Origin of the sequence: Helicobacter pylori (genome assembly GCF_001653475.1) — a bacterium.
GTDB classification, from domain to species: domain Bacteria; phylum Campylobacterota; class Campylobacteria; order Campylobacterales; family Helicobacteraceae; genus Helicobacter; species Helicobacter pylori_CM.
Genome location: NZ_CP011487.1, coordinates 1,402,886 through 1,418,313, shown reverse-complemented (window position 1 = coordinate 1,418,313; position 15,428 = coordinate 1,402,886). Strand labels below are relative to the sequence as shown.

Sequence of the window (15,428 nt, the reverse complement as noted above, 5' to 3'; positions counted from 1 at the left end):
GCTCTAATCTTTACGATTTAAAACTTCATTAATCAATGCACTTAATTGATGGTTTTCCATCTTGGTTTTGTATTCAATATTCACGCCTTGCTTTTTTAAAGCTTCAAAAAATTTCTCAGCGGTTGAAATTTTGCGCTTTTCTTCTTCGCGCAATTCGTTTTCATTTTCAACCCCCTTAGTTTCTACCACTAACAACACTTTTTTATCGTTGTTTTCAACCACATACCCAAAATCAGGGCTATAAGTTTGATTCAACCCTATCGGGATCTTAACCCTAGGGAGCTTGCCAAAAACAATGATTTTAGTGTCGTTAGATTCTTCAATCGTGTCTTTTTCAATCTCGCTATCCACTTGCATGAAATTTTCATACAGGCATTTTTCTCGCGCGCTTGAATTTTTAATCTCGTATTTATTTACCCCCAAACTCCCGTCTAAAAATTCTCTAATTTCTCCTTTTTCATCATAAAATGCATCGTTTTTTTTGTTTTTAATAGTCGTTTCGCGCATTTGATAGGAAATTTTATCTTTAATATTTTGATAAATCATTTCTAAAAACAGCTCTTCTAACCGCCTTAAGCTCTCTTGTTCGTTCTTTTTAATCAGCTCAAACTTGTTTCCATCAATGCTTTCTAACACTTTAGCCACGCTTTTAAAACTCAATTTCACCTTATTAGACAAAGTGCTGATAAATTCATGCAAGCTCCACACGCATGCGCTTTTTCGTTCAAAACTCTCTGTTTTGGCATCATTTCCCATCGTTTCTACTTTTTTATGAGTCGTAACCGAAACGATTTTTGATTTGACATTAAAAGAAGAATCGATCTTTTTGACAATCTCATCAATCAAGCTCTCGCTATCAATGGCATAAGCGATCCGGGCTTGATGATTCAAACCCTCCCATAAGGTTTCAAATTTTTTAAAATTTTCCTTATTGATTTTGATTTTTTCAGTTTTTCGCTCGTTTTTGTTCTTAACTCTAAAATGGCCCACTAAACGATCTTTTAAAAAATCTTTTAATTTTTCAAGATTCAGCATGTATTTTTCATCTTTTAATTTTTCTAGTTCTGGCTCTTTTTTTAAAAATTCGTTTTGGTTGAGAGTGAGTTTAAAGTTTTCATCATCTGTTTTTTCTCCAAAACCCAAACCCTCTAATGTTTCCAATAAAGCCCCGTAATACCCTTTTTTAACAATGCCGCTTTCTTCCAACTCTTCCCCGCTAAATGCTTGTTTAATCAAACTATGTTCGCTTATCTCTTGCTGGATCGCTCCCACAAAATCCCCCTCAACTTGCGGCACGATCACCACCAATTCATTGACAAAATCAAAATCAGCATGCTCTTTAGTGATGCGTTCACCCTTATCATTCACAGCGAGCCTTAACCCCCTACCGATTTGTTGCAATTTAGTGATATTGGAATGGCTAGGGGCTAATTTGCAAATCGTCATCACATTAGGGTTATCCCACCCCTCTTGCAACGCCCATTGCGAAAAAATAAACCTGAGATCGGAATCAAAACTCATCAATTTTTCCTTTTCTTTTAAAATGAGCGTGATCACTTGGGCTTCATCGCCATCTTTATTGCTTTTAGCAAAATACCCTCCATGCACTTTTTGAATAGCGTCTTTGGTGCGTTCCAAATACGCTCTATAATTTTCATCTAAAGGCTTTTTTAAGACTTTTTCAAGCTCTTGTTGGTAGAGTTTTTCAAATAAAAGGGCTAATTTGGCCGGCTTTTCATTCTCGCTTAAATAGCTATTCACCCCGCTAATAAACACCATGCACAAGGCTTTAATCCCCTTTTTAAAAAGCCCTTCTTCTCTTTCAAAATGGCTTTCTATCGCTTCTTTGAGCATCACTTCTTGATCGCCCTCTAAAAGATGAGAAAAAGGCTCTTTTTGATCCAGCAACAAATTAAAGCCATTACTAAAAAGAACCTTAGTTTTAGCGATATTTTCTACAATGTAATCTTCTAAAGCGCTGATTTGAGTTAGCACCCCTAAATTATCATGCTTTTTGATTTTGACGCTTTTTGTTTTATTTTCTAAATTCGTGTAGTTAATCGTAGCTTCATTTCCATTTTGTTTTTTGTTAACCTCTTTAAGCTCTAAAAAACACTCTTGACTCTCCCCCACAGACGCCACGCTAATGCTTTTCACTAGGGCGCAATCAAACGCTTTTTTGCTGTCTAGTGCATAAATCAGATTATGATAATCATCTTTAAAAGTCGCCCCAAACCTGAGCGTAAATAGAGCGTTTAATTGTTCCAAATATTTTTTTGTTTTATCGCCCAAAAATCGGTGCGGTTCGTCCATGATTACGATAGGGCGGATACTGGCTAAAGCTTGCATGTAACTTTTTGCACCATTGAATAGATTCGTGTCTTCTAAACATGATTTATTGATAACATTCTTCTCTTTATTGAAGGCAGAAAAAGTCATCACCAACACGCAGCCTTTGTGATTGCTCGCTAGAATGAAGTCTCTTATATTTTCATAGCTTTCTAAATGTGCAGGATGCTCGCTCGTAGAATACTCGCTTTTAAAAAATTCTCTGGTGATTTCAATACTCTTTAAAACCCCTAATTTAATGGCGTTGCTTGGCACTAAAACGATGAATTTTGACAAATGGTAGTTTTTATGCAAGGCATAAACGCATTCCAAAAAGCAAAAGGTCTTCCCTGTGCCTGTTTCCATTAAAATATCGTAGTTTAACGACTCACCAATCCCCACGCTCCCATGGGTTATTTTTTGCTCTGATTGCAAGTTTTGGATATTTTCTAATAAAAGATCTTTGAGATCCCCTATTTCAAAAACGGGGTTAGAAATCCTTTGAATGTCCTTTTCTGGCTCTCTCAAATCAATCCCCTTAAGAACCCCTAAAATTTGATTCAAGCATTTTTCTTGGTAATCCAATCGTTTGAATTTGATTTTCATCTCTACCCCCTAATCTTTAAATCGCCACTCTCTAATTTCAAATCAAACAAATTACTGCCCAATTCCAAACACAGCCTGTCGTTACTGATAGCTGGCATATACATGCTGATTTTTTCCACCCCTTTATCTTTCAAGTTTTCTAAAACTTCACTCGTTTCTATATCCCCCACAATGAAAGCCGTATTTTTAGCCAGATACAAGGCGTTTTCAATCAAGCAAGTTATAGGGGTGGTGAGCTCTAAACCCTCGCAGCATAAAAGCTTGATTAAAATCGTTTGAGTTTCCCTTTTTTCAGGGTTAGAATAAAGGAATAAATCCTTTTGATGGGCTTCACCCAGATTTTTATCATTAGCATGCGTTTCATCATCAATGATTTCAAACGCTTGAAACCCCACATCTAAAGGCGGGCAATCTTCTTTGATTTTAGCCCCCGCTCTTTTAATCCTTTCTTCGGTGATGTCAAAAATGCTTGGAGAGGCAGATTTTAGGGTGTTTAAACAAAAATCATGCGCACTTTTGTTTTTCTTGGGATCAATTTTTTCATCTAACTGAACGAGAATGAACTGCCTTTCTTTAAATTCGGCGTTCAAGCCATTAAATAACCCCCCCCCCTCACTTAATTTTTGATAATCGTTCTTATTACTCTCCAACACGGCATGAGCGGTTGTCCCGCTTCCGGCGAAAAAGTCTAAAATGATGTCGCCTTCGTTTGTGGATAATTCAATCAGTCGGCTAATGAGTTTTAGGGGTTTTGGGTATGAAAAAATTTTTTCTCCATTAAAAATATTTCTTACTTCATTCGCTCCTATATCGCTATAAAGATTAGTAATTAAATTAGAATACGCATTCCCACTTTTACGATAGATAATCTGTAGTTTTTTATTATCAATTGCACATAATTCATACATTTTTCTATATGCACACCAAAAACCATCGCTCGTTTTTTGAAATTCAATAAACCCATTTTGATTACCAAAATCAAATAATTTTTTACTCCAAGTATAGCAGTATGATTTCTCTTTTTTAATATTTTGATGGTTTTTAAACCATGTGCCATCAGGCGCTTGTATTTCATAATCCAAGCTCTCAATATATTGAAAACTACTTGCAGAACATGAGCGCATTAAAGGAGTAAGCTTATAATGCCCTCTTGTTTCAAAATATTCATCTTTTAAAATATAACCTTTTTCTTCCAATTCTTCTTTTGTATTTTCATGTTTATTTGCTTTAAAATTATATCTTTGATAGCAAAAAATATATTCTGTTCTTGTATCAATCGTTTTATCTTCTGTTGTGTTGCCACTTGGCTTATTTTTAGAATGCCATATAAATTGAGCCACAAAATTCCCCTCCCCAAAAATTTCATCGCATAAAAGTTTGAGTTGGGCGCATTCGTTATCGTCAATGCTGATAAAAATCACGCCGTCTTGTCTGAGCAAATCTTTAGCGAGTAACAACCTGGGATACATGAAACTAAGCCACCCGCTATGGCATTTGGACCCAAAAAGATTCTTGATATAATCTAATTTTTCTTTAGAATAATCCAATTGTTTTAAAGTCTCTTCATTGGATTGTGAAAAATCATCGCTATAGATAAAATTATCGTTTTTCGTGTTGTAAGGCGGATCAATGTAAATCATTTTGATTTTTTCACTATAACTTTGTTTTAAGATTTTGAGAGCGTCTAAATTATCGCCCTTGATGAGAATGTGCTTGCTAGTGGATTCGTTTAAGGGCTTTAAAATCTTATTATTTTTCTTAAAAGCTTCATTTAAGGCGATTTTCTTACCCACAAAATCCAACCCATAGCCCTCTTCTTTTATTTCGCTAAAATCCCCTAGCAACGCTTTTAATCTTCCCACATCCAGCGTGAGTTTATCATCATTTTCTATACTCAAGCAACCGGGAAAATAACGATTAAAAACCTCTAAATTTTTTTCATTAACGCTTTTTTCTTCACAAATTTCTTTATTTTGCATCTCTATCCTTTATTTTAAATGATTTAAATTACTCAAATCTACCTTAATTTTCAAATGTTCCATGTGAAACGCTAGCGCTTTTTAAAAAATCCCGTTTCACTTCAGTGATAATGTTTTCATCTTTGGCTAAGTCAATGTATTCAAAACTATTCCCGCTCTGCTCTCCACCTTGGAGTAAATCCCCGCTTTTTCTGTATTCCAAATCCAATTCAGCGATTTTAAAGCCGTCTAGTTCATCAGCAAATTTTTCTAATCGTTCGTTTTCTTCTTGGATCGTGCATAAAAAACAATAGCCTTTCAAGCCATTACGAGACACGCGCCCCCTTAACTGGTGCAAAGTCGCTAAGCCTAATCTCTCAGGCGCTAAAATCACCATCACGCTCAATCGTGGTAAAGAAATGCCCACCTCAATGAGCGTAGTCGCTAAAAGAATGCTCCCAGACTCCATGAATTCTTCAATCACTTCTTCTTTATTTTTATCTTGCCCTGAAGTGGTATAAACATTTTTAAAGCGTTTTTGCCAAAAACTTGCCCCCTCACTGAGCGATAAATACGGGATTTTTTCGCTTTCATTCACAAGCGGATAGACGACAATGACTTGATGGTTTTGAGCGATTTCTTCGCTGATTTTCTCCATCACTATTTTAAAATCTCTTTTATGCAAAACTAGAGTTTCAATCTCTTTAGAATAAGGGATTTCTCTAATCATGGTCGTTTTCACAAACGCGCTTTTGGCTAAAGCCAGAGTGCGAGGAATGGGGGTAGCGGAAAATTGCAAGGAATGGGGTTTATTGCCCCCCTTACTGCTCGCCATTTTTTCCAATTGATAGCGTTGCTTTGTGCCAAATCGGTGCTGCTCATCAGTGATCACCAAAGCGAATTCATTCAAATTGCGCTTATCAAACAACAACGCTTGCGTGCCTATAACGACATGAGTGATTTTTTCAAACAAATGGTTTTTTTTGTGGCTCCCGCCAAGCAGTAATTCCACTTCAAAATAAGGGGGTAAAAATTTTAAGGCTTCATTATAAAGCTGTTTAGCGAGAATGGAAGTGGGTGCCATTAAAAGGGTTTTATTAGGGTAAGCTAATACCATGCTCGCTAAAATCACCATCGTTTTCCCGCACCCCACATCGCCCACAATCAAACGCTTGCACGCTATAGGGCTAGTGAGATCGTTTTGGATTTCTTTAATGGCGTTTTGTTGGTCGTTGGTGAGTTTAAAGGGTAAAGAAGCGATAAACGCTTTCAAGCGTTCGCTGTTATTGGGGCATGCGATTTTAGCGTTGAATTGCAATTTTTTGCGCTCTAAATTTTTCATATAAAAAAACATTTCAATGTATTTTAATGCATTTAAATGTTGTGAAGGAAAATTTTTATTGGTTTCAAAATCCTTGACAAAATGCGGCGTGGGGAAAAAGATTTCTAACAATAAATGCGCGATATTCTCTTTAATGCCTTCCTTTTTTAAATTTTCTAACGAAATGAGTTTTTGTAAATTTTCTTGTATTTTTTTATGATTTTTAACTTTTTTAAAAATTAAAGAAATTTTGCCAAATTCGGTAAGGATTTTAGGCGTGTTAATAGTATAAGCTTGATTGAAAGAGCTTTGCTCTAATTTACCATAAATGAACAAACTCTCGCCGGTTTTAAACTGCTTGTGATGGAACGCGCTGTAATTGAAAAAAACAAGCTCTAAATTTTTGTAAAATCGTTTGGAATAGGCAAAAATCTTTAAAACTTTGGCGTAGTTTCTTTTATCTAAAATATCCACTTCTAAAACGCCGCTCAAGCCCAATTCAAAATGTTTTAATAAATTTAAATCTTTATAGCCTTTGGGCGTATAAACAAGCAAGGCTTCTAAAAGCGATTTCACATTCAATGTTTTTAATAAGTTGTCTGTTTCTTGCAATTTGTTCTGACCCTAGCCAATCCTTAATCATTTTTATGATAAGATAATCAAATTATACATTGACTTAAGGAAATTTAATTGATGAAATCTAAAATCACTCATTTTATCGCTATCTCTTTTGTTTTAAGCCTGTTTAGTGCGTGCAAGGACGAGCCTAAAAAATCGTCTCAATCACACCAAAATAACCACCAAACCCAAACCACTAAAAAGACGCAAAACAATCAAAATAATCAAGCTAATAACGATGTCAAAAAAATTGAGCATGAAGAAGAAGATGAAAAAGTCACCAAAGAAGTGAATGAACTGATCAATAACGAAAATAAAATTGATGAAATCAATGAAGAAAACGCTGATCCTTCGCAAAAAAGAACGAACAATGTTTTGCAACGAGCCACTAACCACCAAGACAATCTCAGCTCCCCACTCAACAGGAATTATTAAAGTTTGAAATGTTTTTCAAAGGACTTAAAAAAGTAACCCCCTTATTTTTAAGCGTTTATTTTTTAAACCCTACCATTATGCAAGCCAAAAGCCGTTTTTATGTGGCTTCTCAATATCAGGTAGGGAAAATGATCATGAAAAAATACAACGATCTTAAACGCACGATTGAAGGAGCGAGCTTTTCTTTAGGCTGGGAGATTAACCCCACTAACTATTGGTTTTATTCGCGCTATTACTTTTTTATGGATTACGGGAATGTCATACTCAATAAAAGAACGGGCGCTCAAGCGAACATGTTCACTTATGGCTTTGGAGGGGATTTGATCGTGGAATACAATAAAAACCCCTTGTATGTTTTTTCCCTTTTTTACGGCATGCAAGTTGCTGAAAACACATGGACGATTTCCAAACACAGTGCGAATTTCATCATTGACGATTGGCGCAGCATTCAAGGGTTTTCGCTCAAAACTTCAAATTTCAGGATGTTGGGTTTAGTGGGGTTTAAATTCCAAACCGTGCTATTCCACCATGACGCTAGCATTGAAGTAGGGGTCAAATGGCCTTTTTCTTTTGAATACGACTCCCCTTTTGTAAGGCTTTTTTCTGTCTTTATTTCGCACACTTTCTATCTTTAAACTAATTCCAACCCTACCGGGCAATGATCGCTCCCTAAAATATCTTTATAGATTAAAGCGTCTTTTAAGCGCATTTTTAAAGGATTAGAGCATAAAAAATAATCAATGCGCCAACCAATGTTTTTATCTCTTGCTTGTTGCATATAACTCCACCAGGTGTAAGCCTTTTCTTTGTTAGGGTAAAAATAACGGAAAGTGTCAATAAAACCGGCGTTCAAAAGCTCGTTGAATTTCCCTCTCTCTTCATCGCTAAAGCCCGCATTTTTTCTGTTTGTTTTAGGGTTTTCTAAATCAATTTCATTGTGAGCCACATTCAAATCCCCGCACACAATGACAGGTTTTTTTAACTCTAAAGCTTTTAAAAATTTTCTGAATTCCACTTCCCAACTCATGCGATAATTGAGCCTGAATAGGGCTTGTTGGGAATTAGGGGTATAAACATTCACTAAATAAAACGACTCAAATTCGCAAGTGATCACGCGCCCCTCTTGGTCATGTTCTTCTATATTGATACCATAGCTCACGCTTAAAGGCTCTTTTTTAGTGAAAGTTACCACCCCAGAATAGCCCTTTTTAATTGCGCAATTCCAGAAATCAAAATACCCTTTAAATTCAAAGGTGTTTTGTTCTTGTTGCATTTTAGATTCTTGAATGCAAAAAATATCCGCATCAACGCTATTGAAAAAATCCATAAAGCCCTTATTCATGCAAGCCCTTAAGCCATTCACATTCCATGAAACCAGTTTCATTTTAATCCTTGTTTAATTTTGAGTAAATCATATTTTTTTAGTCGTTTTTTAAAAATTAAGCTTTATTTTACCTTTTTTATGTAATAATTGTTCTTTGCTTGGCTTGATAGCTCAGTCGGTAGAGCAGAAGACTGAAAATCTTCGTGTCGGTGGTTCGATTCCGCCTCAAGCCACCATTTTAAACTTCGTTGAATAAATAATTCCCCTTTTTGACACAAACAACTTTAGAATTTTCAATACTCAAAGGCGTGCTTTTGGCTCGTGGTTGCTCTTCTATTTCTAAAACCATGCACACCCCTTCTTTAAACCGCACATGGTTTTTAACCCATTCTTTGTATTCGTTGCTTTCTTTGACTATATCGTTTAAATAATGCCCCTCATACACTTCCACAAATTCCATGAATTTTTCATTCAAATTCAATTCATTATGCGTTATTTCGCTTTTTCGTGTGGAAGAATAAGACAATTCGCTGGTTTCATAAAAAGTCGGCTCTACTTGATCGTCTTGTTTGGGGCGTTCATATACAGCTTTCACTAATTGTGTGGTGATTTGATACTCACTTTCCCATGCTTGTTTTAAAGGCTCTTCTATCAGATAGCATTGCCTAATCGTGCCGTCTTTTCGCGCTCTGGCCCTTTTGCATTTTTCTGTAGAGCTTCTAGCTTGGAGAATGGTAAAATGGTTTTTAGCTTCAAAAGTTTGCGGCTCTTCTAAAGGCTCTGTTTTATGAACAGAGATTTTAGTGTAGGGGGTAGTGATTTTACCGCTTTTATTTTCAGCGTTGCTGTAATCGCAAGGGGTAATGTCTGTCGCAGTCTGTTTGTCTTCATCAACGCGTTTTAAAATGCTCGGGCGGTAGGCTTGTAAATTTTCATCATCATAGACCCACTTCCCGCATGCAAATTCTTTAACATTAGGATCTCTAACGGCTTGTTTTTCCACATTATCCCTATTCTCGTTGTTTGCACTATTTTCATTGTTTTCGTTAATATCAGCGTTAGGGGTGTTGTTAGGGAGCGTTTTTTCAGTGGGTGGCGCTATAAAGAGGTTGTTTTCTTGATCTTCTGAAGAATGCTTTAAAGGGGGTTTAGTGTCGTTTGTTGGCGTTTTAACTTCATTAGCGGGACTTGTTTTGCCAGGAGTTGCTAAAGGCTGTAAAAGGCTACTTTTAAGGTTTTTAGAGCCTAGTTTGGACTCTGGGTAAGAAAAATTTTGAAGAGATTGTTGCGATGAATTGGGCTTGTTTTGTGGTTTTTGTATGGGCGTGTTTAAAGAAGGCATTTGGTGCGGGTGCAACTCTTTCAATTCTTTTGAAGAAAAAACAATTTGAGTGTTTCTGGGAATAGTAGGGCGGTTAGGGTTTAGGGTCGTTTCTAAAGAAAGTTTTTCATCAATGGGTTGATAGACAATTGCAGTGGATATATGGGTGATAGTGAGCGTGAGTTTTTTGTGTGGGGAGATATTATAAACGCCTAAAACTTGTCTTGGTTCTTTAGAATCAAGGACTTTAGCCTTAAAAGTGCCTTTATGCGGCGAAGTTTTGATTTCTTCTAAAAGCTCGATCACAAGGGCTTGAAGAGGGTTAGAGAAAGTCAGAAAGAAAGACAGACAGAGGGTTTTTTTCATGCTTATTCCTTTTTATTTTGGATTATAGCTTAAAAAAGGTTTATTAAAAGTTATAAATAAGTTATAGATAGGTAACACTTTGATTAATAATAATTAGTAACAGTAGTAGGGGCGTGAATGGGTGGAATGAAAAATTAAAAAGCTTTAAAGATGCGCGTTTTTAGGGGGTTTGTGAGATTCGAAAAAAAGTGAATGAAACGCTTTTTGATAAGCCTTTTTTCATTCACTTGAATTGAAAGCGGTTTTTTTGTCGTTCAATTCGTTCAGGCGGTTTTTGATTTCTTCTCTAAGGTTTAAGACAAAGGGATTTTTTTCCTCTTCAAGCATTTTTTTAACGCTAGAATACATTTTAGAAATGCTTGAATGATCCTTTAAATCCAAAAATTGAGCGAGCGAGAGCGTGGGGTTAGGGGTGTAGAGTCTAGCGAAATACACGACTAATTTTCTCGCCAAAGCGACATTTTTTTGGCGCGAAGAGACTTTGATTTCACTGGATTTGAGATTTAGGCTTTGCGCGACCGCGAGCAAGATATTTTCTAAGCTTGAGCCTTCAGCATGATCTTTTTGCAAATCTTCTAAAACGGTTTTAGCGAGGTTTAAATCAATGGGAGCGTTCATTAAGTTCGCATTCACGCTGATTTTAATGATCGCGCCTTCCATTTGACGGATATTGTTGCTGATGTGTTGGGCGATGTATTCCATCACTTCTTCAGGCAAAGTGATTTTATTGAGCTGGCATTTTTGTTTGACAATGGAAAGTTTGGTTTCTAAATCAGGGGGCATGACTTTAGCGGTTATCCCCCATTCAAAGCGCGATTTTAAGCGATCTTCTAAACCGGCGATGTTTTTAGGCGATCGGTCTGAAATCAATACGATTTGTTTGCTGTTAGCGTGCAATTCGTTAAAAGTGTGGAAAAATTCTTCTTCTAGTTTGGGTTTTCCTTGCAAAAATTGAGCGTCATCTAACAAGAAAAAGTCGCAATGGCGGTATTTTTTTTTAAAAGAATCCATGGTTTTGTTGTCTAAATGCTTTAAAAAGTCTGTCAAAAAATCTTCCGAAGTGACTAACACGACTTTTTTATGCTTTTCTAGGGCATGGTTACCGATAGCGTTTAAAATGTGCGTTTTGCCTAACCCTGTGCCGCCATAAAAAAGCACCGGGTTATAAGGGGGGGTATCGCTTTGGGCGACTTTTTTAGCGATTTCATAAACGGTGTTATTGCATGATCCTACGACAAAATTTTCAAAAGTGTAAGAGTTTTTGACGCTCGTTTTTACCGCTTTGTAATTGATATTAGGTTGAGCGTTAATTTGGATTTTGGGCGCTACTTCAATACGCACATCCACGCTATGGGCTAAATGCATGCCGACTTTATTTTGGCTTAAAATTTCTTTAAGCAATGCGCCGTGTTTAGCCGTAATCCAATTGCATAAGAGCATGTTAGGGGCATAAAAAAAGGCAATGTCGCTTTTGCTCGCATTAGGGTTGTATTTGAGTTGGCTTAAGCAATTTTCATACTCTATGGGGCTAACTTTTTGTTTGATTAGCGCCAAGATTTCTTTTTCAATATTGTTGTTGGTATCCATGGCGTTATTATAGCGTGAATAAGTTGTGAATGAAAAAGGAATAACATGTGAATGAAATGTGAATGAAGCCTTAAAATTAAGGTGTTTCTTTTAAGGGTTTGTCTATAATGCTTACTCATAATAAACTAATGGATGCGAAAAAAAGGATTTTCATGCTGCTTTGCGCTGGAAGGAATGAAACTTTAAAGGGAGCGATTCCTATTGGTGTGGGTTTGATAGAGAGTGCGATTAATTTAACGAGAATGTGCCTAAAAAACCCTGATACAGAAAGCCTTATTTTTATAGGGAGCGCGGGGAGTTATAGCCCAGAAATTGAGCTTTTAGGCGTGTTTGAAAGCGTTTGCGGCTATCAAGTTGAAGAGAGTTTTAGCCATTTAAACAGCTACACGCCTTTGGATAATTTCATTCAAATAGAAACCAAAGAGGAAGCTCTTTTTAAAAGGGTGTGTGTGAATAGCAGTAACTATATCCACACCAGCGAAATGTTTGCTAAAAAAATGGCTCAAAAGGGCGTTTTATTAGAAAACATGGAGTTTTTTAGCGTCTTAAGCGTGGCTAGGGCGTTTTCTTTGAAGGCTAAAGGGATTTTTTGCGTGAGTAATCATGCAGGGCTTAACGCACATAAGGAATTTAAAGAAAACCACGCCAAAGTTAAACAAATTTTAGAAGACACGCTCAAAAGCTTATAAGAATACTTTAGCTATCATGGAACATTCTGAAATTAAAGGCGGTTGAATGTTTGAAAAAATACGCAAGATTTTAGCGGAGATTGAAGACTCGCAAAATGAAATTGAAATGCTTTTAAAATTAGCGAATTTGAGTTTGGGGGATTTTATTGAAATTAAAAGAGGGAGCATGGACATGCCAAAGGGCGTGAATGAAGCGTTTTTTACGCAATTAAGCGAAGAAGTGGAGCGATTGAAGGAGCTTATTAACGCTTTAAATAAGATCAAAAAAGGGTTATTGGTGTTTTAAATGTGCGGGATTGTAGGTTATATAGGGGATAGCGAGAAAAAATCCATTCTTTTAGAGGGCTTAAAGGAATTAGAATACAGAGGCTATGACAGCGCTGGTTTAGCCGTATTGAGTAATGATCGTTTGGAAGTGTTTAAAACTCAAGGGAAATTAGAAAACCTTACACTAGAGCTTAAAAATAAAGAGTTTTTGGGTTTTGGCGTGAGTATCGCTCACACCAGATGGGCCACGCATGGCAAGCCAAGCAGTGTAAACGCCCACCCGCATTTCACAGAAAATTTAGCCTTAGTGCATAATGGCATCATTGAAAATTACGCGGACTTGAAAAAAGAATTAAAAAACAAAGGGCATGCGTTTTTAAGCCAAACGGACACGGAAGTCATTGCGCATTTATTAGAAGAAACGCTTAAAAGCGAGAGCGATTTATTGAAAGCTTTTGAAAAAAGCATCAGCCTTTTAAAAGGGAGTTATGCGATTTTAATGCTCCATAAAAGGGCTAAAGAGAGCTTGTTTTACGCTAAATCTTCTTCGCCTTTAATCGTGGGTAAGGGCAAAGAGGGGGTGTTTTTTGCGTCAAGTTTGAGCGTGTTAGCTCCTAAAGTGGATCAATTTGTCATTTTAGAAGAAAACAGCGTGGGGCAGATTTCTTTAGAAAATTTTAAAGATTTAAAACATATTGAAAACATGAAAGATTACGCTTTTGAGAATAAGGATTATTCTAAAGGGGATTTTAGGAATTATTTAGAAAAAGAGATTTATGAGCAGCATAGCAGTTTGTTAGAGTGTTTAGAGGGGCGTTTGGAAGCCTTGAATGTGTATTGCGAAATCGATCCTGAATTTTTAGAGAATGCGAGTGAAATCACGCTGTGTTCTTGTGGGAGCAGTTACCATGCGAGTTTGGCGAGCGTGTATTTGTTTGAAAGATTAACCAAAATAAGAGCGAGGGCCATTTTAGCGAGCGAGTACCGCTACGCCAATTTTAAAAGCAACCCTAACGAGCTTTTTATAGCGATTTCTCAAAGTGGCGAAACCGCTGACACTTTAGAGGCTTTAAAATTAGCCAAAGCCCAAGGGCTTAAAACCATTAGTTTGTGTAACGCTCCCTTTAGCATGATGAGCCGCATTAGCGATCGCACGCTTTTGATTAGAGCGGGGATAGAAAGGAGCGTGGCATCCACTAAGGCGTTTTCTTCGCAAGTGATGCTTTTGTGGCTTTTGAGCGTGTATATAGGCAAACAGCTAGGGACAATCTCTAAAGAAGAAGAAAAAATCCAAGCTAAAAACATGCTAAATAGCGTGAATGCGATGAAAGTAGAGCCTAAATTGCATGAAAAAATCAAGCGCTTGTCCAAACGCTACTTGCATGGGCATGGCTTTTTTTATATCGGGCGCGATGTGTTTTACCCGCTCGCTTTAGAAGGATCGTTGAAACTTAAAGAAATCAGCTACTTGCACGCTGAGGGGTATGCGAGCGCGGAGATGAAGCATGGCCCTATTGCGTTAGTGGATTCTAATCTTTTTACCATTGCTCTATTGTCTAAGCACCTGTTGTTTGATAAAACCAAAAGCAATATTGAAGAATTGAGCGCTAGGGATTCTACGATTTGCGTGTTAAGCTCTGAAATTTTAGAGATCGCTGATGATTTTATCCAGTTAGAAGAGAGCGGAAGTTACATGGAAGAATTTTTCCGCATGAATTTAGCGATGCAGCTTTTAGCCTTAGAAATCGCTATGCGTTTAAATCACGATGTGGATCACCCAAGAAACTTAGCTAAAAGCGTTACCGTGGAATAAAAGCGATATTAGGAGTCAGATAATGGAAGTGATTTGTAAGCATTACACCCCTTTAGACATTGCAAGCCAAGCGATCCGCACTTGCTGGCAGAGTTTTGAATACAGCGATGATGGAGGCTCTAAAGATAAGGAGTTGATCCACAGGGTGGGGAATATTTTTAGGCATTCTTCCACTTTAGAGCATCTTTATTACAATTTTGAAATCAAGGGTTTGAGCAGGGGAGCGTTGCAAGAATTGAGCCGGCACAGAATAGCGAGCTTGAGCGTGAAATCAAGCCGCTACACTTTAAGGGAGTTGAAAGAAGTGGAGAGCTTTTTACCTCTTAATGAAACGAATTTAGCGAGAGCCAAAGAGTTTTTAGTGTTTGTGGATAATGAAAAAGTGAATGCAATGAGCGTTTTAGCTTTAGAAAATCTCAGGGTTTTATTGAGCGAGCATAACATTAAAAACGATTTAGCCAAATACGCCATGCCGGAGAGCTATAAAACGCATTTAGCGTATAGCATTAACGCTAGGAGCTTGCAAAATTTATTGACTTTAAGAAGCAGTAATAAAGCCTTAAAAGAAATGCAAGATTTAGCCAAAGCCTTATTTGACGCTTTACCTTGCGAGCATCAATATTTGTTTGAAGATTGTTTGAAGCACTAGTTTTAAAAAATACCGCTTCAATAACGCTAATTCTTTAATGTTTTAAAAACGCCTTGTTTTAGCGTTTGATTGGATGAAGTTTTAAGGGGGTTTATTATAAATATCTTACGCCCCCATAGTTGCGATATGGGGCAAATCCGGTTAAA

General features: G+C 37.0%; 12 protein-coding genes and 1 tRNA gene. 7 read left to right on the top strand and 6 right to left on the bottom strand.

Annotated elements, in window-relative coordinates; all coding sequences use genetic code 11:
- Window positions 1-3: 3 nt before the first annotated feature.
- The 3 genes from AA974_RS06900 to recG are packed head-to-tail and all read right to left on the bottom strand — an operon-like array spanning window position 4 to window position 6,825.
- Window positions 4-2,934 (bottom strand): type III restriction-modification system endonuclease, encoded by a 2,931-nt coding sequence (locus tag AA974_RS06900; RefSeq protein WP_064433934.1) that lies wholly within the window; start codon window positions 2,932-2,934, stop codon window positions 4-6.
- Window positions 2,935-2,936: 2 nt separating this feature from the next.
- Window positions 2,937-4,913, bottom strand: coding sequence for a site-specific DNA-methyltransferase (locus AA974_RS06895; protein WP_064433933.1), 1,977 nt, complete (start codon window positions 4,911-4,913; stop codon window positions 2,937-2,939).
- Window positions 4,914-4,956: 43 nt separating this feature from the next.
- Entirely contained in the window at window positions 4,957-6,825 is a 1,869-nt protein-coding gene (gene recG / locus AA974_RS06890; RefSeq protein WP_064433932.1) for an ATP-dependent DNA helicase RecG, read from the bottom strand.
- A gap of 81 nt (window positions 6,826-6,906) precedes the next feature.
- Here recG and AA974_RS06885 point away from each other — a divergent pair, with 81 nt between their 5' ends.
- Both AA974_RS06885 and AA974_RS06880 read left to right on the top strand, forming a co-directional pair.
- Entirely contained in the window at window positions 6,907-7,266 is a 360-nt protein-coding gene (locus AA974_RS06885; protein WP_064433931.1) for a hypothetical protein, read from the top strand.
- Window positions 7,267-7,274: 8 nt separating this feature from the next.
- Window positions 7,275-7,901 (top strand): outer membrane protein, encoded by a 627-nt coding sequence (locus AA974_RS06880; protein ID WP_064433930.1) that lies wholly within the window; start codon window positions 7,275-7,277, stop codon window positions 7,899-7,901.
- Here AA974_RS06880 and AA974_RS06875 read toward each other — a convergent pair.
- Window positions 7,898-8,650: an exodeoxyribonuclease III gene (locus AA974_RS06875; RefSeq protein ID WP_064433929.1), complete on the bottom strand. Its 753-nt coding sequence runs from the start codon at window positions 8,648-8,650 to the stop codon at window positions 7,898-7,900. The genes AA974_RS06880 and AA974_RS06875 overlap by 4 nt on opposite strands.
- Window positions 8,651-8,750: 100 nt before the next feature.
- On the opposite strand from AA974_RS06875, the gene AA974_RS06870 reads away from it, so the two are divergent.
- Window positions 8,751-8,826 (top strand) — tRNA-Phe (locus AA974_RS06870).
- Window positions 8,827-8,828: 2 nt separating this feature from the next.
- On the opposite strand, the gene AA974_RS06865 is transcribed toward AA974_RS06870, so the two are convergent.
- Both AA974_RS06865 and dnaA read right to left on the bottom strand, forming a co-directional pair.
- Window positions 8,829-10,277, bottom strand: coding sequence for a hypothetical protein (locus tag AA974_RS06865; protein ID WP_064433928.1), 1,449 nt, complete (start codon window positions 10,275-10,277; stop codon window positions 8,829-8,831).
- 219 nt (window positions 10,278-10,496) lie between these two features.
- Complete coding sequence (gene dnaA, locus AA974_RS06860) at window positions 10,497-11,864, bottom strand: chromosomal replication initiator protein DnaA (RefSeq protein ID WP_064433927.1); 1,368 nt, start codon at window positions 11,862-11,864, stop codon at window positions 10,497-10,499.
- 152 nt (window positions 11,865-12,016) lie between these two features.
- Between dnaA and AA974_RS06855 the strand changes: the two genes are divergently transcribed.
- The 4 genes from AA974_RS06855 to thyX are packed head-to-tail and all read left to right on the top strand — an operon-like array spanning window position 12,017 to window position 15,282.
- Window positions 12,017-12,553 carry a nucleoside phosphorylase-I family protein gene (locus AA974_RS06855; RefSeq protein ID WP_064434090.1) on the top strand — a complete coding sequence of 179 codons (537 nt, stop codon included), beginning with the start codon at window positions 12,017-12,019 and terminating at the stop codon, window positions 12,551-12,553.
- A gap of 46 nt (window positions 12,554-12,599) precedes the next feature.
- On the top strand, window positions 12,600-12,839 hold the full coding sequence (locus tag AA974_RS06850; RefSeq protein ID WP_000461845.1) for a DUF2443 domain-containing protein: 240 nt from the start codon (window positions 12,600-12,602) through the stop codon (window positions 12,837-12,839).
- On the top strand, window positions 12,840-14,633 hold the full coding sequence (glmS, locus tag AA974_RS06845; RefSeq protein ID WP_064433926.1) for a glutamine--fructose-6-phosphate transaminase (isomerizing): 1,794 nt from the start codon (window positions 12,840-12,842) through the stop codon (window positions 14,631-14,633).
- Window positions 14,634-14,655: 22 nt separating this feature from the next.
- Complete coding sequence (gene thyX, locus AA974_RS06840) at window positions 14,656-15,282, top strand: FAD-dependent thymidylate synthase (protein ID WP_000451934.1); 627 nt, start codon at window positions 14,656-14,658, stop codon at window positions 15,280-15,282.
- Window positions 15,283-15,428: the final 146 nt, after the last annotated feature.

Bases quoted from the DNA above. Each gene is read 5' to 3' on its own strand.
- AA974_RS06880 (WP_064433930.1), top strand. From the start codon at position 7,275: ATGTTTTTCAAAGGACTTAAAAAAGTAACCCCCTTATTTTTAAGCGTT.
- AA974_RS06895 (WP_064433933.1), bottom strand. From the start codon at position 4,913: ATGCAAAATAAAGAAATTTGTGAAGAAAAAAGCGTTAATGAAAAAAAT.
- AA974_RS06900 (WP_064433934.1), bottom strand. From the start codon at position 2,934: ATGAAAATCAAATTCAAACGATTGGATTACCAAGAAAAATGCTTGAAT.
- AA974_RS06875 (WP_064433929.1), bottom strand. From the start codon at position 8,650: ATGAAACTGGTTTCATGGAATGTGAATGGCTTAAGGGCTTGCATGAAT.
- dnaA (WP_064433927.1), bottom strand. From the start codon at position 11,864: ATGGATACCAACAACAATATTGAAAAAGAAATCTTGGCGCTAATCAAA.
- glmS (WP_064433926.1), top strand. From the start codon at position 12,840: ATGTGCGGGATTGTAGGTTATATAGGGGATAGCGAGAAAAAATCCATT.
- AA974_RS06865 (WP_064433928.1), bottom strand. From the start codon at position 10,277: ATGAAAAAAACCCTCTGTCTGTCTTTCTTTCTGACTTTCTCTAACCCT.
- AA974_RS06855 (WP_064434090.1), top strand. From the start codon at position 12,017: ATGCTGCTTTGCGCTGGAAGGAATGAAACTTTAAAGGGAGCGATTCCT.
- AA974_RS06885 (WP_064433931.1), top strand. From the start codon at position 6,907: ATGAAATCTAAAATCACTCATTTTATCGCTATCTCTTTTGTTTTAAGC.
- AA974_RS06850 (WP_000461845.1), top strand. From the start codon at position 12,600: ATGTTTGAAAAAATACGCAAGATTTTAGCGGAGATTGAAGACTCGCAA.
- thyX (WP_000451934.1), top strand. From the start codon at position 14,656: ATGGAAGTGATTTGTAAGCATTACACCCCTTTAGACATTGCAAGCCAA.